Here is a 22305-nt window from a genome sequence, read left to right as displayed (position 1 = left end):
GCGTTCTCCTCAGGCGGCCTGGTTCAGCGCGCGCCAGATGACCTCCGGCGTCGCAGGCATGTCGATATGCGTCACCCCGCGCTCCGACAAGGCATCGACCAGCGCATTCATCACCGCGGGCAGGCTGCCGGCGCAGCCGGCCTCGCCACAGCCCTTGGCGCCGAGCGGGTTGGTCTGCGCCGGCGTGGCATGGCTGGCGAAGTGGAAGGACGGCACGTCCGAGGCGCGCGGCAGCGCATAGTCGGAATAGGAGCCGGAGAGCAGCTGCCCATCCTCGCTATAGGCGGTGCGTTCCATCAGCGCCTGGCCGATGCCCTGCACGATGCCGCCATGCGCCTGGCCCTCGACCAGCAGCGGATTCACGATGACCCCGAAATCATTCACCGTGACATAGCGGTCGAAATGCACCGTGCCGGTCTCGGGGTCCACCTCCAGCTCCACGATGTGGCAGCCATTGGGGTAGGCCATCGGCGCTTCCTGGAAGACATGCTGCACGTCGAGGCTGTCCGGCACGCCCTCGGGCAGGCCGGTCGCCTGGCGCAGCCGGGCGGCGAGTTCCAACAGCCCCACGGCCCGGTCGGTGCCGGCGATGACGAAGCGCGCGCCGCCCTCGGCATGCGGCTCGAAATCCAGATCCGCCTCCGACGCCTCCAGCAGATGGGCGGCGGCAAGGCGCGCCTTTTCCACCACCTTGGCCGAGGCCTCGATGATGGCGGCGCCCGAGGCCATCAGGGATTTCGACCCGCCGGTGCCGCCACCGGCGATCAGCTGGTCGGAATCGCCCTGCAGCAGCCGGATCCGGTCGAAGGGCACGCCCAGCGTCTGGTGCAGCACCTGGGCGAAGGGTGTCCAATGCCCCTGCCCGTAATCCAGCGTGCCGGTGATGATGGTGACGCCGCCATCCGCCTCGAAGCGGATGCCGCCCATCTCCTTGGCCGGCGGCGCCGTGCATTCCAGGAAATTGCCGACGCCCCGGCCGCGCAGCAGGCCGCGCTCGGCGCTCGCCGCCTTGCGGGCCGCATAGCCTTCCCAATCCGCCTCGCGCATCGCGCGGGCCAGCAGCCCGTCGAAATCGCCGCTGTCGTAGCGGGAGCCGGAGGCGGCGGCATAGGGCATCTGCTCGGGGCGGATGAAGTTGCGGCGGCGCAGCTCCAGCGGGTCGATCCGCATCGCCGCCGCGGCGGTCTCGATCAGCCGCTCCATGAAGTAGTTGCCCTCGGGGCGGCCGGCGCCGCGATAGGCCGAGATCGGCGTGGTGTTGGTCACCAGGCAGCGCGTCGACACCTCGATCAGCGGCGTCGCGTAGTTGCTCTGGATGTTGCGCACGAAGTTCATCGTGCCCATCAGCGGCCCGACCGTGGCCAGGTAGCCGCCCATATTGGCCAGGCTGTTCAGCCGCACCGCCTGGAAGCGCCCCGCGGCGTCGAGGGCCAGCTCCGCCGTCACCTCATGGTCGCGGCCATGCATGTCGGAGAGGAAGCTGCCGCTGCGCTCATCCGTCCACTTCACCGGGCGGCCGAGCTGCTTCGCCGCATGCAGCAGGCAGACATATTCGGGATAGGCCGAGGCCTTCATGCCGAAGCTGCCGCCGACATGGCCGGTCAGGATGCGCAGCTTCTCGACCGGCACCTTCAGCAGGTCGTTGGCAATCTGGTTGCGCAGGCCGAACACGCCCTGGCAGCCCAGATGCAGCGTGTAGCGCCCCTCGCCCGGCTCGTATTCGGCGATGGCGCTGCGCGGCTCCATGGCGCAGACCACGACGCGGTTGTTGCGCAGTTCGAGCCGCGCCACATGCGCCGCGGAGGCGAAGGCATCCCGCACCTTCTCCGCATCGCCGTAATGGAAATCCAGCACCTGGTTGCCGGGGATGTGGTCGTAGATCTGCGGCGCGTCCGGCGCCGCGGCGGCGCTGGCCTCGGTCACCGCCGGCAGCGTGTCGACATCCGCATAGACGGCCTCGGCACCGTCCTTGGCCGCTTCGCGCGTCTCGGCGATGACGCAGGCGAAGGGGTCGCCCACGAAGCGCAGCCGGTCCACGGCCAGGGCCGGCCGCTCGATATTCACCAGCCCCTGCAGCGGGATGGTGCAGCGCAGATGGCCATAGCCGGCCGCCTGCAGATCCTGCCCGGTATAGACGGCGACGACACCCGGCACCTCCAGCGCCGCGCTGGTGTCGACGCCCTTCAGCACCGCATGCGCATAGGGGCTGCGCACGATGGCGCACCAGAGCTGGCCGGGCAGTTGCAGATCGTCGGTGTAGCGCCCCTGGCCCTGCAACAGGATCGGATCCTCGTTGCGCGGGACGGGCTGACCGATTCCGAATTTCAGGCGGGAGGGGTCGAAAGGCAGGGAATCCGCCATGGCAGGGCACTCCGTGGGGGCGGGCAAGGCCGGAAGCCTAGAAGCTTCCGGCGCCCGAGGCGACCCCCCGCCCCGCCGGCCTGCACGGGCGGAGCGACCTCCGGTTGTAGCTCACAACCGCGGGTCGGTCCGGCCGGTGCGGCTGCGCTCAGCTGGCGCGGCGCGCGGCGCTCTCGGTGTTGGCCGGCTGCGACGGCGCCACGGCGCGGGAGGCGTTGTCGGCCTCGACCATGATGCCGCGGATCTCGCGCAGGAAGGCCGCGCCCTTCACCGTGCGCTGGACCAGCACGCTGCGGCGGTCCTGCGGGTCGGTCTTGCGGCGGGCCAGGTCCAGCTCGCCCAGGCGGTCGAGGGCGCGGGTGATGGCGGGCTTCGACACGTTCAGCGCCGCGGCCAGGCCCCGCACCGTGTGCGGCCCCTCGCTCATATAGACGGTCAGGAAGACGCCGAGCTGACGCGCCGACAGGTCATGCCCGTCGCGCCGCACCAAAGCGACCACCGTATCCCGCAGGATACCAATCAGTTGATCGGGAGCGTTATGAACGGGCATTTGGGGCGAATTCCCTTAGCAAAACGGATCCGGCGGCGGGTTGCGCCGTGCGGAAGTTGAAGAACGGCGGCTGGCCCTGCGGCCGGTCACCGAGACGGTGTCTTATTTGGGATGACAGGATCATGGTTTCGATATGACCTCGTCACCTTCTCCACCAGACAGGAGTTTCTCGATGCCGGCATGCAAGGCTCGCATCGCTTGAGCTTCGCCGCCCTCAGGCCGTCCGGGCCTCGTGGAATCGTTCCACCCATACAGGTCCAGATGCGCCCATCGAAGATCTTCCGGAACAAATCTTCGTAGAAATAGGGATGCGACGATGGCACCGGCCATCGGGCGGCTGGCCACGTTGTTGAGGTCCGCGATCGAACTGTCGAGCCACGAAGCGTAACCACTGTGCAATGGCAGCGGCCACAGCGGATCATGCGCCTCCTCCCCCGCCTGCTGCAGCAGGGCGGATAGGGCGCGGTCCGGCGTGAACAGCGCCGGCAGGTCGGGGCCCAGGGCGACTCGGGCCGCGCCGGTCAGCGTCGCCGCGTCGATCAGCAGCCAGGGCTTCTCGGCGGCGGCGCAGGCCAGCAGATCGGCCAGCACCAGACGCCCCTCGGCATCGGTGTTGCCGATCTCGACGCTGAGCCCGGCGCGGGTGCGGATGACGTCGGAGGGGCGCATCGCCGTGCCGGACACCGCATTCTCGACGCAGCCCACGGCCAGAAGCAGGCGCAGCCGCAGCCCGCTTTCCATCACCATGCGCGCCAGCCCCATCAGCATGGCGGCGCCGCCCATGTCCTTCTTCATGCGCCGCATGCCCTCGGCGCTCTTCAGGTCCAGCCCGCCGGTGTCGAACACCACGCCCTTGCCGCACAGCGCCAGCAGCGGGTCACCCGGCCGGCCCCAGCGCAGCAGCGCCACGCGCGGCGCGCGCGGGCTGCCCTGGCCGACCGCGGCGATGGCGGGAAAGCCCTGCGCCAGCACCGCGCCCTCGACGATCTCGACCTCGGCGCCATGCTCGTGGCCGAGCGCGGCCACCGCCTCGGCCAGTTCCGCGGGGCCCAGATCGGCGGCCGGGGTGTTGATCAGGTCGCGCACCATCCAGGCGGCGCGCAACGCGATCAGGCTGCGCCGCGGCGCCTGGCGCAGCTGCAGCCGTGCCGGCTGGCGGGGCGCGGCCCGGTAGCGGCCGAAGCGATAGGCGCCGAGGCCCCAGCCCAGCGCGGCGGCGGCATCCGTCGCCGCATCGGCCCCGGCCAGCTGCCAGGCACTGCCCTCCGGCAGGGCCATGGGCAGCCCGCCATAGCTCCAGGGGGAGGCGATGGCCCCCTCCTCCCGCCCCAGGCCGAGCACGGCGCCCGCCAGGCCATCGGCATCCGGCAGCAGCCGCCATTCCCCCGCACGCGCCGCGAAGCCGCTGGCCGCGAGGAAGCCGGCCTGCTCCGGCCGCGCCGCCAGGAAGGCGTCGAGCCCGGCGGCCGGCACCAGATGCAGCGGCAGGCCGTCGGGACGGTCCAGGATGTCGAGGGGCAGCATGCGATCCTTCCGGCGCCAGGGATGGACCCTAGGGCCCATCCCGGTAACGCCGCGGTGAAGCGTTAGCTTCGCAGGATCTGTTCAACAATTTGTTGCACCGTCAGCGCTTCACGCAGCGTGGCCAGGCCGGTGCCCGTCTCGCCGCGGGTCAGCGCCGCCAGCTTGCGCATCTGGCCGCCCAGCACCATGGGCCGCATCGCCTCATTGGGCACGGCGTCGGGCGCGGTGCGCCAGGCGCCATCGGCCTCCAGCCGCTCGGCCAGCGACCAGTTGCGCAGACGGATCGCGCCCGCCTCGCCGCGCAGCACCCAGGCATTGGCCTCATCCTCGGCGATGCGGCCGACGCTGCCGGTAAGCCGCACCGGCACGCCGCCGGCGCGCAGCTCGGCCTCGATCGCCGTCTCCGCCCGATCGCCCTCAGGGTAGTCGACCCGCGCCGAGACCAGCTCCAGCGCGCCCAGCTGGCGCAGCGTCAGGAACAGGAAGTGGGAGACCACCTCCCGGGTGAAACCGCCCTCCGCCCGGCGCGCCAGCCAGGTGGCGGCGCCATGCTGCCAGCCGCGCGGCCAGCGGCCGAAATCGGTGGCGATCTGCAGCGCCTGCGGCGCCCCGACCGCGCCCCCCTGGCGCCAGGCGGAAAGCTGCGCCACCGCCGGGGAGGAGGCCATGGGGAAGTTCACCGCGGCGCGGGCGCCCATCGCCTCGGCCTCATCCACGAAGGCCGCGGCCTCGGCGAGGTCGGTGGCCAGCGGCTTCTCCAGCAGCACGGCGCGGCCAGCGGCCAGCGCCGCGCGCGCCAGCGGGATATGCGCGGCCGGCGGCGCGGCGATGTAGAGCGCGTCGCAATGCTCGATCACCGCGGCGGCGTCGGGCAGCATCGGCGCCTCGGGCGCCACCTCGCGCAGCCGCGACACGGCCTCCGGCGAAGGGTCCCAGACGCCGGCCAGGCGCACCTCCGGATGCGGGAAGGCGGTGCGCAGCAGCCGCTCCCCCATGATGCCGAAGCCGACGATGCCAAGTGCGATCTGGGCCATGTCGCCCCCCTCCTGCTCGCGAAGCCGCGGAACCTAGGCGAGGCGGCGCGGCCCGACCAGCCCCCGGCCGAGCTCATGGTTGACGCGGCGCCGCGCACCGCGCATCCATGCGCCATCCCCTCTGGATCGGAGACTGCGCGCATGCGTCGCGTGTTCCTCATCGGCCTGGCGTCGCTGCCGCTGCTGGCGGCCTGCACCCTTCCCGGCGAAGCGCCGCCCCCGGCGCCGCCGGTGCAGGTGGTGTTCTTCACCGAGGACAGTTCCTCGCTGGACGATGCCGCGCAGGGCGTGGTCGCGCAGGTCGCCCAGGCGGCCCAGGCGCAGCCCCAGGCCCCGGTGCAGGTGCTGGGCTTCGCCGATCCGGATGGCGGCCGCGCCTACAACCAGGCGCTCTCCGCCGCGCGGGCCGAGAATGTGGCCGCGGCCCTGCGGGCCCAGGGCGTCGCGCCGGCCCGCATCCGCGTGTCGCCGCGCGGGCCCGTGCCGTTCGAGATGATGCCTCTGGAAAGCCGGCGGGTGGAGATCCGCATCGGCCAGGAACAGGTGACGCCATAAACGCACAGGATGTTGCCGCGTGGCAGGACCCACTCGAGGTCCTGCACCGCGTGTTCGGCCATACCGGCTTCCGGGGCCTGCAGGAGGAGGTGGTCCGCCATGCGGTGGCGGGCGGCTCCGGCCTGGTGCTGATGCCGACCGGCGGGGGCAAGAGCCTCTGCTTCCAGGTGCCGGCGCTCTGCCGCCCCGGGCTCGGCGTGGTCGTCTCCCCCCTCATCGCGCTGATGGAGGATCAGGTCGCGGCGCTGCGGCAGCAGGACATCGCCGCCGCCGCCCTGCATTCCGAGTTGCCGCCCGACGAGGCGCGGGCGGTGTGGCGCGACCTCGATTCCGGCCAGCTGAAGCTGCTCTACGTCTCGCCCGAGCGGCTGACCGGCGAGGGCACGCTGGCGCGGCTGGACGAGATGCGCATCGCCCTCTTCGCCATCGACGAGGCGCATTGCGTCAGCCAATGGGGCCATCATTTCCGCCCCGAATACCGCGCCCTGCCGGTGCTGGCCGAGCGCTTTCCCAAGGTGCCACGCCTGGCGCTGACGGCGACGGCCGATCCGCGCACGGTGCAGGACATCCAGCGGCAGCTGAAGCTGGAAGACAGCCCGCTGTTCCGCGCCAGCTTCGACCGGCCGAATATCCGCATGGCCGCCCTGCCCCGCGACCATGAGCGCGGCCAGCTGCGCGGCTTCATCAAGCGCGCCGGCGATGGAACCGGCGCCGGGCTGATCTATTGCGGCACCCGCCGCAAGGCGGAGCAGACCGCCGAATGGCTGCGTGGCGACGGGCATGACGCGCTGGTCTTCCATGCCGGGCTGGAGCCTGCCGAGAAGCGCGAGGCGCATCGCCGCTTCGCCCGCGGCGACGCGGTGGTGATGGCGGCGACCATCGCCTTCGGCATGGGCATCGACCGGCCGGATGTGCGCTATGTCGCCCATACCGACCTGCCGCGCAGCCCGGAGAGCTGGTACCAGGAGATCGGCCGCGCCGGGCGCGACGGGCTGCCGGCCGAGGCGCTGCTGCTCTATGGCGCCGGCGACATCGCGCTGGCCCGCCACCGCATCCAGGAAAGCGCTGCCAGCGACGAGCAGAAGCGCGTCGAGCGGCAGCGGCTGGATGCCATGGTCTCGATCGCCGAGGCCTCGACCTGCCGCCGGCAGATCCTGCTCCGGTGCTTCGGCGAAGAGGCGCCGGAACCCTGCGGCCGCTGCGACATCTGCCTCACGCCGCCCAAGCTGTTCGACGGCACGGTGGCGGCGCAGAAGCTGCTCTCGGCGGTGCTGCGCACCGGGCGGCGCTTCGGCGTCGGCCACATCATCGACGTGCTGCAGGGCAAGACCACGCAGAAGGTGACGCAGTTCGGCCATGACCAGCTGCCGACCTTCGGGGTTGGCCGCGACCTGCCGGAGACCGCCTGGAAGGGCATCGCCCGCCAGCTGGTGGCGCAGGGCGCGCTGGATGTGGCCGTGGAGAATCACGGCGAGCTGGTGCCGACCGACGCGGCGCGGCCGATCCTGAAGGGCGAGCAGCCGGTGATGTTCCGCGAGGAGCTGGTGGCCCCCGCCCCCGGCGCCCGCAGGGCCGGGCGCGGCACGCTGCCGGCAGCCGCCAGCGCCGACCCGGTCTTCGCCGCGCTGCGCGACTGGCGACGCCGGGTCGCCTCGGCCCAGGGCGTGCCTTCCTACGTCATCTTCCAGGACCGCACCCTGGCGGAGATCGCTTCCACCCTGCCCGGCACGCTCGACGCGCTGTCGCAGATCCCGGGCGTCGGCGCCACCAAGCTGGAGCGCTACGGCGAGGCGGTGCTGAAGGTGCTGCGAGAGTGCGAATGACTTGCAATTGGAATTGCGAACGTCTATCAACCGCATCGCCAGCAACGACGCGGTGCCTTTCATGTATGTCTGCATCTGCAACGGCCTGACCGACAGCCAGATCCGCGGCGCCATCGCCGCGGGCGCCAACCGGCCGAAAGAGGTCTATGCCGCCTGCAACTGCAATGCCCAGTGCGGCTGCTGCACCGGTACCATGCTGAGCATCATCCGCGACCAGAGCCCGGCCGAGGCCCAGGCGGCCTCCGGCGACTGAGCGGCGCGCAAGGCGATTGAGATCGCCACGCAATTGCAGATTTTGAGGAAAAACAAAGGCTTGACCTGAAAGGGTCAGCTCGGCACTCTGCGCCCCATCTTGTCCGGGACGGAGATTCCTCATGCTGCGCGACCCCAAGGTCATCGAGCACCTGAACACCCAGCTCACCAATGAGCTGACCGCCATCAACCAGTATTTCCTGCATGCGCGGATGCTGGACAATTGGGGCGTGACCAAGCTCGGCAAGCACGAATACGAAGAATCCATCGAGGAGATGAAGCACGCGGATGAGCTGATCGAGCGCATCCTCTTCCTCGGCGGCCTGCCCAATGTCCAGCGCCTGAACCAGATCCTCATCGGCGAGAATGTCGAGGAGGTGCTGCGCTGCGACCAGAAGCTGGAGGAGAAGGCGATCGCCGATCTCCGCGAGGCCATCGCCTATTGCGAGACGGCGCGCGACTTCGTCTCCCGCGACCTGTTCGTGCGCATCCTCATCGACGAGGAGAAGCATGCCGATTTCGTCGACACGCAGTTCGAGCTGATCCGCCAGATCGGCCTGCCGAAATATATCACGCTGAACAGCGACGCGGCGCCGGACCAGCACAAGGCCTGACGCCGCCCGGCCCGGTCCCGGTCATGGGGCCGGGCCTCGCAGGGGGCGCCGCCCCCTGCCCCGCCGCGCTCAGTCGCGGCCATCCTTCCAGCGGAACAGCGCCTGGTTCCAGGCCACACCCAGTGGCGCGAAGCCATGCAGCGCGATGCGCCGCAGGGTCTCGACCGGCGCCGCGATCTCGCGCAGCGGCACGCCCAGGCTGGCGCGCGCCATCTCCTGCCCCAGCGCCGTCGCCAGCGCCACGCCACGGCCATTGCAGCCGCTCCAGCCCAGCACGCCCGGCGCCAGCTCGTAGAGATGCGGCGCCTTGTCGTCGGTGGCGGCGATGTAGCCCCACCAGGCATGGCTGAAGCTGACCGGGCCGAGCTGCGGGAAAACCCGCTCCACCCGCGCCGCGATGCGGCGGCGGATGCGGCTGTCCCATCCCACGGGCAGGATCAGCCCGCCGCCGGTGACCAGCCGACCCTGCGCGTCGAAACGGAAAAAATGCAGATCGCCCTGGGTGTCGGACAGCGCGTGGCCCTGCGGCAGGATGCTGCGGCGGAGATTGTCCGAGAGCGGCGCGGTGGCCATCTGGTAGGAGCGCACCGGCACCATGCTGCGCTCGAAGCCCGGCCACAGCCCGGGCGGGGTATAGGCATGCGAGGCCAGGATGATGCGCGAGGCCACCACCTCACCAGCCGGCGTCGCGATCCGCCAGGACGGGCCCTCGCGGGTGATGGCGGTGGCGGGGCTGTCGGTGTGCAGCCGGGCGCCGGCCTCGATCGCCGCCGCCGCCAGGCCGCGCGCGAAGCCCATCGGGTTGATGCGGCCGCCCGTCCGGTTCTCCCAGCCGCCCTGCCAGAAGCTGCTGCCCGACAGGGCCTCGACCTCCGCCTTATCCAGCAGCCGGACGGGCGCGCCGCGGCGGCCCCATTGCTCGGCGCGCCTGCGCACCAGCGCCATGCGGGAGGGGCGGTGCGCCGGCTGCATCCAGCCATTCTGCACCGCCTCGGCCTCGATGCCGTGGCGGCGGATCAGGTCGAAGACCAGGCTGGCGCTGTCGCGGATCAGCCCGACCAGCTGCTCGCCCTTGTCACGGCCGCCGAGCTCCGGCGCGACACGCGCGGCGATGTCGTCGGGGTCGAGGCGCGAGAGGTTCGGGATGACCTGGCCATTGTTGCGGCCCGAGGCGCCATAGCCGATCGGCCCCGCCTCCAGCAGCAGCGTGTCGGCGCCGCCCTCGGCCAGATGCAGCGCGGCGGAGAGGCCGGTGAAGCCGCCACCGATCACCGCCACATCGGCCCGCACCGGCCCCGCGAGCGGCTGGGTCGCCGGCGGTGCCGGCGCCGTCGCGGCCCAGAGGCTCGGGGGCAGATCCAGTGTGGTCACGGCGGCGACTCCTGTCAGGCGGAAGAAAGCCCCGACAGACTGCGCCGCTCAGCCGGCATAGACCAGATTGACGTCCTCGCCGAAGCGGTCGAAGGCGGCGCCATAGACATGGATGGAAATCGCCTCGCCGCTGCTGAGATTGGCCAGGCGATGGATCAGCTTCGGGTCGGCCGGGCCGTGGCAGGTGGCGCCGGGCGGGCGCAGCACGCTGCCGGTCTGCACCGGCTGGCCGCAGGCATCGGGGGTGTAGAAGCCCTCGGTCAGGATGCCGGCATGGACGCCGAGCGCGCACCAGGTGCGGTGCGCATGCACCGGGCTCATCTGCCCCGGCCGCCAGGCCAGCGCCACCACGGCATAGCCGCCCTCGGGATCCGCCTGCAGCAGGTGGCGCACATAGCGCTCCGGCGAGCAGGGGCAGGGCTGGCCCTCCAGCAGGTCGGGCGCGGCCAGATGCGCGCCGATGGCTTCCGCGATGCGGGCCTCCCGCCCGGCCAGCTCGCTGCGCGCGGCGATGGCGATGTCGGCCAGCATGCGGCGCAGGCTCGGGCTGTGCGAGCGCAGGGCGGGCTCGGCGCGCGGGGCGATGAAGGACATCGGGCGGCCTCCTTCGGGTTCAGATGACGGTGTTGGAATGCGGCGAGGTCAGCGCCTCCAGCACCATGGTGCGGGAGGCCAGGACCTGCTGATGCATGATGACGGCGGCATCCTCGGCGCGGCCGAGCGCCATGGCCTCGATCAGCTCGTGATGCTCATGCGCCATCTCGCCGGTGCGGTCGCGCGCGCGCAGGCCAAGGGTGAGCATGCGCGTGCTCTCATCCAGCAGCCGGTCGATCTGCCGCGCCAGGCGGTTGTTGCCGGCGAGTTCGGCCACCGCGACGTGGAAGGCCTTGTTGGCCCCCAGGAAGGTCTGGGTGCTGTCCTCGTCCTCCGGCCGGTAGCCGCAGGCGCAGACATTGTCGAGCCGGCGCAGCGCCTCGGCATCGACGCGCCCGGCGGCGCGGCGCGCGGCCTCGGGCTCCAGCAGCAGGCGCAGGTCGAACACCTCATGGATGTCGCGGATGGTGACCAGGGAAACGATCCAGCCGCGCCGCGGCACCGCCTGCACCAGCCCCTCCTCCGCCAGCCGGGCGAGCGCCGCGCGCACCGGCGCCTTGCCCAGGCCCAGCAGCTGCGCCGCAGAGGCCTCGCTCAGCGTCTCGCCGGGCAGCAGGCGGGTGGTCAGGATCTCGCGCCGCAGCGCGGCGACGGCCTGCTCGGTCAGCGAGGGCGGAACTTCGACGGGCAGCAGGACGGACATGACAGGGCGCTCCTCATGTCACTGACATGTCAACAACATGCCGAAACGGCCGTCTGGCTGCAAGCGCCCTGTTGGCGCCGGCACGAAAAAACCCGGCGGCCATCCGGCCGCCGGGTTCATCCAAGCCCTGAGAGACGGTCAGGCGTCAGCGCGCGCGGGCGATGCAGAACTCCACCACCCCGGCCAGGGCCCGCTTCTCCGGGCCGTCGGCGAAGGGCGCCAGGCCCTGCAGCGCCAGGTCTCCATAGTGGCGGGCGCGGGCGATGGTGTCCTCGATGGCGCGGTGGCGGTGCATCAGCGCCAGGGCATGGGCGAGATCGCCCTCCTCCTGCTGCCTCTCCTCCAGCACCCGGCGCCAGAAGGTCTTCTCCGTCTCGTCGCCGCGGGCGAAGGCCAGCAGCACCGGCAGGGTGATCTTGCCCTCGCGGAAATCGTCGCCGACCGTCTTGCCCAGCCGCTCCTGCTCGGCCGAGTAGTCCAGCGCGTCATCCACCAGCTGGAAGGCGATGCCGAAATTGCGGCCATAGGCCTCCAGCGCATCGGCCTCGGCCTTCGGCCGCTCGGCGACCACGGCGCCCACGCGGGTGGCGGCGGCGAAGAGCGCGGCGGTCTTGCCCTCGATCACCTCGAGATACTGCGCCTCGGTCGAGCTGGTGTCGTTCTGGATCACCAGCTGCAGCACCTCGCCCTCGGCGATGGTGGCGGAGGCGCCGCAGAGGATGTCCAGCACCTCGAGCGAACCGTCGGCGGTCATCAGCTGGAAGGCGCGGGCGAAGAGGAAATCGCCCACCAGCACGCTGGCCTTGTTGCCGAAGATGGCATTGGCGCTGGCCTGGCCGCGGCGCAGATCGCTTTCGTCCACGACGTCGTCATGCAGCAGCGTGGCGGTGTGGATGAACTCGACGCAGGCGGCGAGGCCGACATGCCGCTGGCCGCGATAGCCGCAGAGCCGTGCGGCGGCCAGCACCAGCAGCGGACGCAGCCGCTTGCCGCCGGCGGCGATCAGATGCGCGGCCAGCTGCGGGATCAGTTGCACGGGGCTCTGCATCCGCGCGATGATCTCGCGGTTGCAGGCCTCCAGATCCTCGCGGACCAGGCTGACCAGGGCGGTCAGCGCATCCTCGGCATCCGGGGAAGAGGCGGGAGGGATTGCGTTTTCCGGCGCGGTGCGCGTCGGCGCGGCGGGGAAGCTCACGCGGCCATTGACCTCTGTGCTGGGGCGGGCACCATAGCCACCGGGGTCCGGGCCAGCAAGCTTGCCTCCGGACGCGCCGCCGCGGGCGGGCGCTGCATCCCCTTCTCTCTCGACGGAGCATGATCGACCATGCGGGTGGTGGCCGAAAGCCTGGACCCGGTGCGGCTGACCTTCCTGGCGGCTCTGCTCTCCGACGCCGGCATTCCCAGCCTGCAGCTGGACACGCATGTCTCGGCGCTGCATGGCGGCATCGGTGCCTTTCCCCGCCGGCTGGCCGTGCTGCCGGAGGATCATGGCCGCGCCGTCTCCGTGCTGCGCCAGGCCGGCTTCCCCCCGGCGGAGGAGGCGGGGGCATGAGCCTCGCCCAGCCCGATGCCTGCAGCGAGGACCGGCTGCTCGGCGGCCGGGTGGCCCTGCGCCAGCCGCGCCAGGGCCTGCGCGCCGGGCTGGACGCGGTGATGCTGGCCGCCGCCATCCCCGCCCGCCCCGGCGAGACGGTGCTGGAGGGCGGCTGCGGCAGCGGCGCCGTCTTCCTGTGCCTGCTGGCCCGCCTGCCGGGGCTGCGCGTCATCGCCGTGGAGCGCGATCCGGAACTGGCGGCGCTGGCGCGGGAGAATGCGGCGCGCAACGGCCATGCGGCGGCGGTCGAGGTGCTGACCGGCGACATCGCCGACCCGGCCCTGCGCCGCGCCTGGCCGCGCTGCGATCACGCTTTCGCCAATCCGCCCTACTGGCCGGAGGGCAGCGCACCGCCCGTGCCGCTGCGCGCCGGCGCCACCCATGCCGGCGAAGGCCCAGGCCTCGAGGCCTGGGCCGCCGCCCTGGCGGCCCCGCTGCGCCATCGTGGCAGCCTGACCCTGGTGCTGCCGACCGCCCGCTTCTCGGAAGGCGCCGCCGCGCTGCGCGACGTAGGGTGCGGAGAAGTGTCGCTTTTTCCGCTCTGGCCGCGCGCCGGGCGGGAGTCGCGCCGGGCGCTGCTGCGCGGGCGGCGCGGTGGCCGCGGGCCGGACGGCATCGCGCCCGGCATGGTGCTGCATGACGGCCAGGGCTGGTCGGCGGCGGCGGAGGCCGTGCTTGGCGGTGGCGAAGCCCTGCCCTGGCGCTGACCGCACCGCCAATTGCACGCCCCGGGGGGCTGCTTTACGAGGATGCGGCATGAGCCTCGATCTCGATCCTGCCCCTTCCGAAGCCGACGCGCTGCTCGCCGCCGCCGATCAGCGCCGTGACGCCGCGTCCTGGACCGAGGCCGCCGAACTCTATGGCCGCGTCGTCGCGCTGCGGCCGGAGGCCTGGCCGCTGATGGTGCAGCAGGGCCATTGCCTGAAGGAGGCCGGCTATCTGAGCGAGGCGCTGGCGCGCTACCAGGATGCCGAGCGGCTGGCGCCGGAGGATGCCGATCTGCAGCTGCAGCTCGGCCACGCGCACAAGCTGCTGGGCCAGCGGCGCGAGGCGGCGCAGCATTATGCCCGCGCCGTGTCGCTGGACCCCGGCAATGCCGATGCCTGGCGCGAGGCCTCCGCCACCGCCTCCTGGCTGGAGGGGCCGGCCGAGACGCGCATCGCGCCGGTGCCGGCCTTCGACCCGCCGCCGGCGGCACAGCCCGCCGAGCCGCCGGCCGAGGCGCTGCCGCCCGCGCCAGACGCCCCGCCCGCGCTGCTGGTGGAGCCGCCGGCCACGCCGGAGCTGCCCGCCGCGGCGCCCGAGGCCGAGATCCCGCCCGCGCCGGCCGCGGAGGAGCCGCCGGCCGAGCCGGCCGCGCCGGTCCTCTATCACGACCCCTTCGCGCATGATCCCTTCGCCGAGCCGGCGGCGCCGGCCGCCCCGCCGCCTGCCCCGGCCCCTATCCCTGAACCGGCGGCCCCTGCCCCCGCCCCGGTGATCGCCGCGGCGCCGCCCGCCGCCAGCGTCGCGCCGGCAGTGAGCGGCACGACGCATCTCTACCTCGATGTCTCGGACGTCCTCGTCTATTTCAACGGCTTCCGCACGCCCACCGGCATCCAGCGCGTGCAGATGGGCATCGTCCGCCGCGCCATGTCCGAGGGCGCGCCCGCCGGCCTGCGCATCCAGCTGGCCGATTACGACCGCCAGGCCCTGTGCTGGCGCGAAGTGCCCGCCGAGGCCTTCGACGCGCTTTGCGCCCAGGCCGGCACCGGCGCCGACCCGGCCGAGCCGGGCTGGGTGGCGGCGCGCGACGCGTTGCGCGCCCGCATCGCCGGCAGCGCGCCGATCGCCTTCCCCGCCGGTGCCATCCTGGTCAATCTCGGCAATTCCTGGGGGCTGTCGGAGTATTTCCGCGCGCTGCGCGACATGCAGCGCCGCCATGGGCTGCGCTACATCCCCTTCCTGCATGATTGCGTGCCGCTGATCGTGCCGGAGCATTGCCAGCAGAGCATGGTGCGCGACTACGCCCGCTGGTTCGCCGCCATGGCGCTGCATGCCGACGGGCTGATCTGCAATTCGCAGAACACGCTGCAGGATGTGCGCCGGCAGATGGAGGCGCTGCTGCCCGGCATCGCCCCGGCCGGCCATGTGGTGCGGCTGGATGCCGACCCGCGCGAGCTGATGGCCCGCGCCCCCGGCGCCGGGCTGGAAGCGCTGCGCGCGCTGCGGCCGGGCGAGAGCTACGCGCTGTTCGTCGCCACGCTGGAAAGCCGCAAGAACCATCTGCTGGTGTTCAGCGCCTGGCTCCAGCTGCTGCGCCAGCACGGCCCGGGCCGGGTGCCGCGGCTGGTCTGCGTCGGCAAGCCGGGCTGGCATGCCGAGGCGGCGATGACGCTGCTGCGCAACGCGCCTGAGCTGCAACGCCATGTGCTGCTGCTCTCCCAGGTCTCCGACCAGGAGCTGGACGCGTTGTATGAGGGCTGCGCCTTCACCGTCTACAACAGCCATTACGAGGGCTGGGGCCTGCCGATCACCGAATCCCTGGCGCATGGCAAGGTGGTGGTGACGCCGCGCCATTCCGCCCTGACCGAGGCGGGTGGCGAAGCGGCGCTGTATTTCACCCCGCAGAACCTGCCGGAGCTGGTGGCGCTGCTGGAGCGCGTGGCCTTCGATGCCGGCTTCCGCCAGGCGCAGGAGGCGGTGGTGCGCGAGCGCGGCCGGCCGCGCAGCTGGTCGGCGGTGAAGGACGATGTGCTGGCCGCCATCGCCGATCTGGCGCGCCAGGCGCCGCGCCCGCCGCTGCAGCAGGCGCAGCTGGCGCTGGGCCAGCGCTACGCCACCCGCCGCAGCATGGCGCCGCGGCCGGAGCTGGCGCAGGCCATGGCCGATGCGACGCGGGAAGGTCCGGGCTGGCACCGCATGGAGGAATGGGGCGTGTGGTGCCGCGAGGGCAGCGCGGCGCTGCGCCTGCCGCTGCCGCCCCAGGCCGCCGGCGCGCCGCTGCGCCTCTATCTGGAGCTGCGCACGCCGCCCGAGGCGCTCAACGTGACGCTGCGCGCCGCCGCCGATGGCAGCGTGCTGGCGGTGGCCGAGCTGGCATTGCAACCGCAGGGCGATGTCACCTATATGCTCGACCTTCCGGCGCTGCCCGCCGGCACACCCCTGGATCTGGAACTCGACAATGGTGCCGGCATTCCGGCGGAAGGAATTGCCGGCGAGGCGGAGACCCGCATCGGCGCCGGGCTGCGTGGCTTCATGCTCTGCCGCCTCGACGACCATGCGTCGCGTCTTGCCTTTCTTGAGCAGCAAAGCTTCCTGACACCCGCCTCGTGAACGCAATCCCCTCCCCCGCCCCGGACCTGACCGGCGCGCGCGTGCTGGTCACCGGCGCGGCCGGCTTCATCGGTGCCGCCCTGTCGCAGCGCCTGCTCGCGGCCGGCGCCGAAGTCACCGGCGTCGACGTCCTGACCGACTATTACGATCCTGCCCTGAAGCAGGCGCGGCTGCGGCGCCTGGGCGCCAGCCCGGGCTTCCGCTTCCGCGAGCTCGACATCGCCGAGCCCGGCGCGCTGGCCACGGTCTGGGCCGAGACGCGGCCGGACTATGTCATGCACCTGGCGGCGCAGGCCGGCGTCCGCTACTCGCTCGACAATCCGCGCGCCTATACCTCGGCCAATGTCGACGGCTTCCTCGAGGTGCTGGAGGCGGCGCGCCACCACCCGGTGCGCCACCTGATCTACGCCTCCTCCTCCTCGGTCTATGGCGCCAACACCAAGGTGCCGTTCCAGGAGCGGGATGCGGTGGAGCAGCCGGTCTCGCTCTACGCCGCCACCAAGCGCGCCAATGAGCTGATGGCGCAGACCTATGCACATCTCTATCGCCTGCCGGTGACCGGGCTGCGCTTCTTCACGGTCTATGGCCCCTTCGGCCGCCCCGACATGGCCTATTGGAAGTTCACCCGCGCCCTGTTCGCGGGCGAGCCCATCCCGCTCTATGATGGCGGCAAGCTGTGGCGCGACTTCACCTATATCGACGAGATCGTCGAGGCCATCGCCCGCCTGGCCGTGACACCGCCCTGCGCGGCCGAGGAGCCCGGCCGCATTTCGCCCTCCGTGCCGCATCGCCTGTTCAATATCGGCAATGACTCGCCGGTGATGGTGAACGAGGTGGTGACGCTGCTGGAGCGCTTCACCGGGCGCGAGGCGATCCGCCAGGAACTGCCGATGCAGCCCGGCGATGTGGAGCGCACCTGGGCCGATGTCTCGCTCCTGCGCGCCGCCATCGGCTTCGCTCCCTCCACCCCGCTGGCGACGGGGCTTGAGCGCTTCGTCACCTGGTACCGCAACCACCACGGCCTCAACTGAGGCCAGGCTGGCGCTGGCCCTTCCCGGCCACGGCCCTGTGAAGGCACCCGTACCGCCCTGTCGCGTTGTGGCCCCGAGATGCGGGTTCACAGCAAGCGGAGACGGGATATGGGCGAGGTTCGCGAAAGGGCGCCGTCCGTGGCGATGCGCCAGGACGCCACCATCCTCCTGCAGGTCAATGGCCAGTCGCACCGGCTGAGCCTGGATGTGCGCACCACGCTGCTCGATGCGTTGCGCGACCATCTGGGCCTGACCGGCGCCAAGCCGGGCTGCAACCAGGGCGCCTGTGGCGCCTGCACCGTGCTGGTCGACGGGCAGCGGGTGAATTCCTGCCTGACCCTCGCCGTCGCGGCGCAGGGCAAATCCGTCACCACCATCGAGGGCCTGGCCGAAGGCGACAGGCTGCATCCGATGCAGCAGGCCTTCATCGACCATGACGCCTTCCAGTGCGGCTATTGCACGCCGGGGCAGATCATCTCGGCGGTGGCCTGCGTGCGCGAAGGCCATGCGGGCTCGGCCGAGGAGATCCGCGAATACATGTCCGGCAATCTCTGCCGCTGCGCCGCCTATCCGAAGATCGTCGAGGCGATCCAGGATGCGGCCGCCAAGGGGGGCGTGTGATGCAGGGCTTCTCCTATCATCGCGCCACCGATCTGCAGGATGCGCTGCGCGCCGGTGCGCAGCCGGGCACGTCCTACCTCGCCGGTGGCACCACGCTGGTCGATCTGATGCGCATCGGCGTGATGCGGCCCGAGCATGTGGTCGATCTGCAGGATGTGGCCGAGCTGCGCGGTTTCCAGCTCGCCGGGCGCGAGCTGCGCTTCGGCGCCCTGGCGCCGATGGCGGAGGTCGCCGACGACATCGTGCTGAACCAGGACTACCCGGCGCTGGCGGAAAGCCTGTCGCTGGCGGCCTCGGCCCAGCTGCGCAACATGGCAACCGTCGGCGGCAATCTGCTGCAGCGGACGCGCTGCACCTATTTCCGCGACACCCGCTATGAGCAGTGCAACAAGCGCAAGCCGGGCAGCGGCTGCGCCGCGCTGGAGGGTGTCAACCGCACCCATGCCATCCTCGGCGGCTCCGACCAGTGCATCGCCACCATGCCCAGCGACTGGGCCGTGGCGCTGACCGCCTTCGACGCCATCGTCGAGATGACCGGGCCGGGCGGGCGGCGCAGCCTGCCGATCGATTCCTTCCACATCCCCTATGGCGAGAAGCCGGACGCCGAGACGGCGCTGCAGCCGGGCGAGATCCTTACCGCCATCCGCGTGCCCGCCACCGAGGCCGGGCGCGCCTCCTGCTATGTGAAGGTGCGCGACCGGGAATCCTTCGCCTTCGCCATCAGCTCCGCCGCGGTGGCGCTGCGGCTGGAGGGCGGGCGCATCGCCGAGGCACGGGTGGCGCTGGGCGGCCTGGCCACCACACCCTGGCGGGCGCATGCGACGGAGGAGCTGCTGCGCGGCCAGGCGCCCAGTGCCGCGCTGCTGCGCGGCGCGGCGGAGCGCGCCATGGATGGGGCGCGCCCGCGCCCGGGGCAGGAATTCAAGGTGACGCTGGGCCAGGGCACGGTGGAGGAAGCGCTGCGCCTGGCCCTGAAGCGCGGCGGGCAGGAGATCGCGGCATGAACGCCATCATCGGAACCCCGGTGCCGCGCATCGACGGCCGCGCCAAGGTCACCGGCCGCGCCGCCTATGCGCTGGACCATGGCTATGCCGGCATGCTGCATGCCGCGCTGGTCCTGGCCCCGATCGCCCGCGGGCGCGTGCTGTCCATCGACAGCGCGGCGCTGCTGCGCGAGCCGGGCGTGCAGCTGGTGCTGACGCATGAGAACATGCCGAAGCTGCAGGCGGATTCCGGCCTGCTGGCCGGTGGCCATGCGCATTCGGATTTCCGCCCGCTGGAAGGCGACGAGATCCGCTATCATGGCCAGATCGTCGCCATGGTGGTGGCCGATCGACGCGAGCTGGCCGAGGAGGCCGCCGCCCGGCTGCAGCCGCGCTACCGGGCCGAGAGCGGCGCCATGGGGTTGATGCCCGAGGGCGCCGAAGCCGATGAGCAGGCGGGCGAGCTGGAGGTCGGCGATGCCGATGCCGCCTGGGCCAGCGCCGAGGCACGCATCGAGGCGGAGTATGAGGAGCCGCCGCAGCACCACAACCCGATCGAGCTCTATGGCACCCTGGCCATCTGGGACGGCCAGAGCGATGTCGAGGTGCATGTGCCGAGCCAATGGGCCGGCGGCATGCAGGCCGGCATCGCCCAGGCCTTCGGCCTGCCTAAGGAGAAGGTGCGGGTGCGCTCCGCCTATGTCGGCGGCGCCTTCGGCGGCAAGGCGACACTGCTGCCGAGCAGCCTGCTGGCCATCGCCGCGGCGCGCATGCTGGGCAGGCCGGTGAAGCTGCAGCTGTCGCGCCAGCAGGGCTTCAGCAATTCCTCCTTCCGGCCGCAGACGCGCCAGCGCATCCGCCTGGGCGCCACGCGCGACGGGCGGCTGACCAGCCTGCATTACGAAGGCGAGAACCAGACCAGCCGCACCGATGATGTCGGCTTCCCGGCCGGCGATGTGCTGGCCCGGCTCTATGCCATCCCGGCGATGCGGTTCCGCGAGGGCATCATCCGCACGGATGTGAACGCGCCCGGCTTCATGCGCGCGCCGGCCGAGACGCCGGCCATGTTCGCCTTTGAAAGCGCGCTCGACGAGATGGCCGCGGCGCTGCGCATGGATCCTGTGGAGCTGCGCCGCCGCAACGAGCCGGAGCGCGATCCGGTCAATGGCAAGCCCTGGTCCAGCCGCTCCCTGCTGCGCTGCTACGAGCGCGGCGCCGAGCTGTTCGGCTGGTCGCGCCGGGACCATGCGCCGCGCAGCATGCGCGAGGGCGACGAGCTGGTGGGCTGGGGCTGTGCTACCTCGGTCTATCCGACCTTCATCACCACCAGCGCGGCCCGTCTGCGCATCACCGCCGAAGGGCGGGTGGAGGTGGGCACCGCGGCGGCCGAGATCGGCACCGGCACCTACACCATCCTGGCGCAGATTGCCGCCGAGCGGCTGGGCCTGACGCCGGACAAGGTGACGGTGCGGCTGGGCGACAGCGCGCTGGCGCCGGCCAATGCGGCGGGCGGCAGCACGACGGCGCTGGCCACCGGCAATGCCGTCGGCCAAGCGGCCGAGACGGCGCGGGCCGAGCTGTTTGCAGCACTTTGCCAGGCGGAAGGCCCCTTCCAGGGTGAAGCGCCGGAGCGCCTGCGGCTGGAGGACGGCGAAGTCGTCAGCGGCAACAGGCGCCAGAGCCTGGCCGAGGCCGTGGGCAGCCTGCCGCGCGGCCAGGTCGAGGTGCTGAGCCAATGGGCGCATCCGGAAATGCCCGCCAAGCAGTCGCGCATGCTGTGGCGCGCAGGCTTCCCGCAGGCCGGGCCGGATATGGAGAGCTTCACCACCATGGCGCTGGGCGCGCAATTCGTGGAGGTGCGGATCAACCCGCGCACCCGCATGCTGCGGGTGCCGCGCATGGTGGCGGTGTTCGCCGGGGGCACCATCCTGAACCCCCAGACGGCGCACAGCCAGCTGATGGGCGGCATGATCTGGGGCCTGTCCAATGCGTTGCGCGAGAAATCCGAGATGGATGAGCGCTTCGCCGCCTGGGCCAATGCCGACATGGCCGAGTACCACATCGCGGTGAATGCCGATGTGCAGGAGACCAAGGTCGAGATGCTGGACGAGCGGGACGACAAGATCGGCCCGATCGGCGCCAAGGGCCTGGGCGAGATCGGCATCACCGGCGTGGCGCCAGCCATCGCCAATGCGGTGTTCCACGCCACCGGAAGGCGGCTGCGCCGCCTGCCAATCCGGATCGAGGATCTGATCGACTGATCCGCCGGCAGCGCAGCGGCTGAAAGGCGCGGGGAGCCCCTCCCCGCGCCTGTCGCGTTCAGCGCCCGTGCCGGCGCAGCAGGTCGCGCAGCGCGTCGAGGTCGATGGCCTCGCCGCGCCGCTTGCGTCGGGTCAGCGGGTCGCGGCTCTCGATGGTGGTGGCCATCAGCAGGGAGTTCAGCACCGCCTCCTCCACCGCCTCGATCGCGGCGACGAAGAGCGGTGACATCCGTTCATTCGGCCAGTCGGCATAGGCCGGCTGCGGCCGCCGCACCCCGGCATGGGTGGAGAAGGCGATGGCATAGTCGCCCGAGCCATCGGAGAAGGCGGCGCCGGTGCGCGCCAGCCCGCCCATCGCCCGCAGCGCCAGGCGCTGCAGGTTGCGGTCCGACAGCGGCGCATCGGTGGCGATGACCACCATCACCGAGCCATCGGCATCGCCGCGATCGGCATGCTCCTTCAGGTAGAAATGGCCCAGCGCCTCGCCCACCGGCACGCCCTGCATCAGCAGCGCGCCGCCATAATTGCTCTGCACCAGCGCGCCCAGGGTGAAGCCGCCCAGCGCCTCCGGCAGGCGGCGGGAGGCGGTGCCGATGCCGCCCTTCCAGCCGAAGGCCATCGTGCCGGTGCCGGCGCCGACGCTGCCCTCCGCCACCGGGCCATCGCTGGCCTCGGCGAGAGCGCGCAGCACATCCTCGGCGCCGATGCCGCGGGCGCGGATGTCGTTCAGGCGTCCGTCATTGGTCTCGCCCACCACGGCGTTGACCGAGCGCACATCCTCATTGCCCGGCAGCGCCAGGGTCCAGTCCACCACCGCCTCCAGCGCGCGGCCGACGGAGAGGGTGTTGGTCAGGACGATCGGCGATTCCAGCTCGCCCAGCTCCTGCAGCTGAGTGGCTCCGGCCAGCTTGCCGAAGCCGTTGATGGTGGCGAGGCCCGCCGGCACCCGCTCCCGGAACAGGTTGCCGCCATGCGCGCGGATGGCGGTCACGCCGGTGCGGGTGAACTCACCCTCGATCCGCGTCACCTGCCCGACCAGCACGCCCGCCACATCGGTGATGGCGTTCAGCGCCCCCGTGGGCAAACTGCCCCGGGCGCAGGCCGAGATCGCGGGCACGG

General features: G+C 71.8%; 20 protein-coding genes. 11 read left to right on the top strand and 9 right to left on the bottom strand.

Going from position 1 to position 22305, the window contains the following annotated elements:
• Positions 1 to 9: 9 nt before the first annotated feature.
• The 4 genes from QE401_RS07875 to QE401_RS07860 form a co-directional block, all read right to left on the bottom strand.
• Entirely contained in the window at positions 10 to 2361 is a 2352-nt protein-coding gene (locus tag QE401_RS07875) for a xanthine dehydrogenase family protein molybdopterin-binding subunit (RefSeq protein ID WP_307137680.1), read from the bottom strand.
• Positions 2362 to 2509: 148 nt separating this feature from the next.
• Positions 2510 to 2911 (bottom strand): MarR family transcriptional regulator, encoded by a 402-nt coding sequence (locus QE401_RS07870; protein ID WP_307137679.1) that lies wholly within the window; start codon positions 2909 to 2911, stop codon positions 2510 to 2512.
• 120 nt (positions 2912 to 3031) lie between these two features.
• The gene (locus QE401_RS07865) at positions 3032 to 4435 is read right to left on the bottom strand and encodes a leucyl aminopeptidase family protein (protein ID WP_307137678.1); all 1404 of its coding nucleotides are present in this window, start codon (positions 4433 to 4435) and stop codon (positions 3032 to 3034) included.
• A gap of 62 nt (positions 4436 to 4497) precedes the next feature.
• Positions 4498 to 5469 carry a Gfo/Idh/MocA family protein gene (locus QE401_RS07860; protein ID WP_307137677.1) on the bottom strand — a complete coding sequence of 324 codons (972 nt, stop codon included), beginning with the start codon at positions 5467 to 5469 and terminating at the stop codon, positions 4498 to 4500.
• 141 nt (positions 5470 to 5610) lie between these two features.
• Between QE401_RS07860 and QE401_RS07855 the strand changes: the two genes are divergently transcribed.
• The 4 genes from QE401_RS07855 to bfr all read left to right on the top strand — a co-directional run bounded on the left by QE401_RS07855 (position 5611) and on the right by bfr (position 8713).
• Positions 5611 to 6024: an OmpA family protein gene (locus QE401_RS07855; RefSeq protein ID WP_307140202.1), complete on the top strand. Its 414-nt coding sequence runs from the start codon at positions 5611 to 5613 to the stop codon at positions 6022 to 6024.
• Entirely contained in the window at positions 6021 to 7847 is a 1827-nt protein-coding gene (gene recQ / locus QE401_RS07850) for a DNA helicase RecQ (RefSeq protein WP_307140201.1), read from the top strand. Before QE401_RS07855 ends, recQ begins: the two co-directional genes overlap by 4 nt.
• Positions 7848 to 7860: 13 nt before the next feature.
• Positions 7861 to 8100 (top strand): (2Fe-2S)-binding protein, encoded by a 240-nt coding sequence (locus QE401_RS07845; RefSeq protein WP_307137676.1) that lies wholly within the window; start codon positions 7861 to 7863, stop codon positions 8098 to 8100.
• A gap of 121 nt (positions 8101 to 8221) precedes the next feature.
• Positions 8222 to 8713, top strand: a complete 492-nt coding sequence (gene bfr / locus QE401_RS07840; protein ID WP_307137675.1) for a bacterioferritin — start codon at positions 8222 to 8224, stop codon at positions 8711 to 8713.
• Positions 8714 to 8782: 69 nt separating this feature from the next.
• Here the strand turns inward: bfr and QE401_RS07835 are convergent, their stop codons facing one another.
• The 4 genes from QE401_RS07835 to QE401_RS07820 form a co-directional block, all read right to left on the bottom strand.
• A complete protein-coding gene (locus QE401_RS07835) occupies positions 8783 to 10084 on the bottom strand; it encodes an NAD(P)/FAD-dependent oxidoreductase (protein WP_307137674.1) in 1302 nt (433 codons plus the stop codon).
• Positions 10085 to 10132: 48 nt separating this feature from the next.
• The gene (locus QE401_RS07830) at positions 10133 to 10678 is read right to left on the bottom strand and encodes a cysteine dioxygenase family protein (RefSeq protein WP_307137673.1); all 546 of its coding nucleotides are present in this window, start codon (positions 10676 to 10678) and stop codon (positions 10133 to 10135) included.
• A gap of 19 nt (positions 10679 to 10697) precedes the next feature.
• Positions 10698 to 11381 (bottom strand): GntR family transcriptional regulator, encoded by a 684-nt coding sequence (locus QE401_RS07825; RefSeq protein WP_307137672.1) that lies wholly within the window; start codon positions 11379 to 11381, stop codon positions 10698 to 10700.
• A 145-nt stretch (positions 11382 to 11526) separates the two neighbouring features.
• Positions 11527 to 12531: a polyprenyl synthetase family protein gene (locus QE401_RS07820; protein ID WP_307140200.1), complete on the bottom strand. Its 1005-nt coding sequence runs from the start codon at positions 12529 to 12531 to the stop codon at positions 11527 to 11529.
• Positions 12532 to 12705: 174 nt separating this feature from the next.
• Here QE401_RS07820 and QE401_RS07815 point away from each other — a divergent pair, with 174 nt between their 5' ends.
• From QE401_RS07815 to QE401_RS07785, 7 genes are all read left to right on the top strand, one after another.
• A complete protein-coding gene (locus QE401_RS07815; protein ID WP_307137671.1) occupies positions 12706 to 12933 on the top strand; it encodes a putative signal transducing protein in 228 nt (75 codons plus the stop codon).
• Complete coding sequence (locus tag QE401_RS07810; protein ID WP_307137670.1) at positions 12930 to 13682, top strand: tRNA1(Val) (adenine(37)-N6)-methyltransferase; 753 nt, start codon at positions 12930 to 12932, stop codon at positions 13680 to 13682. The genes QE401_RS07815 and QE401_RS07810 overlap by 4 nt, the downstream gene beginning before the upstream one ends.
• Before the next feature lie 49 nt (positions 13683 to 13731).
• Complete coding sequence (locus tag QE401_RS07805; protein ID WP_307137669.1) at positions 13732 to 16290, top strand: glycosyltransferase family 4 protein; 2559 nt, start codon at positions 13732 to 13734, stop codon at positions 16288 to 16290.
• Positions 16287 to 17321 carry an NAD-dependent epimerase/dehydratase family protein gene (locus tag QE401_RS07800; RefSeq protein ID WP_307137668.1) on the top strand — a complete coding sequence of 345 codons (1035 nt, stop codon included), beginning with the start codon at positions 16287 to 16289 and terminating at the stop codon, positions 17319 to 17321. Before QE401_RS07805 ends, QE401_RS07800 begins: the two co-directional genes overlap by 4 nt.
• Positions 17322 to 17465: 144 nt before the next feature.
• A complete protein-coding gene (locus QE401_RS07795; protein WP_307140199.1) occupies positions 17466 to 17942 on the top strand; it encodes a (2Fe-2S)-binding protein in 477 nt (158 codons plus the stop codon).
• The gene (locus QE401_RS07790) at positions 17942 to 18946 is read left to right on the top strand and encodes an FAD binding domain-containing protein (protein WP_307137667.1); all 1005 of its coding nucleotides are present in this window, start codon (positions 17942 to 17944) and stop codon (positions 18944 to 18946) included. The genes QE401_RS07795 and QE401_RS07790 overlap by 1 nt, the downstream gene beginning before the upstream one ends.
• Positions 18943 to 21186 carry a xanthine dehydrogenase family protein molybdopterin-binding subunit gene (locus tag QE401_RS07785; protein ID WP_307137666.1) on the top strand — a complete coding sequence of 748 codons (2244 nt, stop codon included), beginning with the start codon at positions 18943 to 18945 and terminating at the stop codon, positions 21184 to 21186. The genes QE401_RS07790 and QE401_RS07785 overlap by 4 nt, the downstream gene beginning before the upstream one ends.
• A 58-nt stretch (positions 21187 to 21244) precedes the next feature.
• Here QE401_RS07785 and QE401_RS07780 read toward each other — a convergent pair whose 3' ends face one another.
• Positions 21245 to 22303 carry a DmpA family aminopeptidase gene (locus tag QE401_RS07780; protein WP_307137665.1) on the bottom strand — a complete coding sequence of 353 codons (1059 nt, stop codon included), beginning with the start codon at positions 22301 to 22303 and terminating at the stop codon, positions 21245 to 21247.
• Positions 22304 to 22305 lie beyond the last annotated feature (2 nt).

The organism is Pseudoroseomonas cervicalis (assembly GCF_030818485.1).
Classification (GTDB): domain Bacteria; phylum Pseudomonadota; class Alphaproteobacteria; order Acetobacterales; family Acetobacteraceae; genus Pseudoroseomonas; species Pseudoroseomonas cervicalis_A.
The sequence above is the reverse complement of the archived record's forward strand: the minus strand, read 5'-3'. Positions and strand labels throughout refer to the sequence as shown.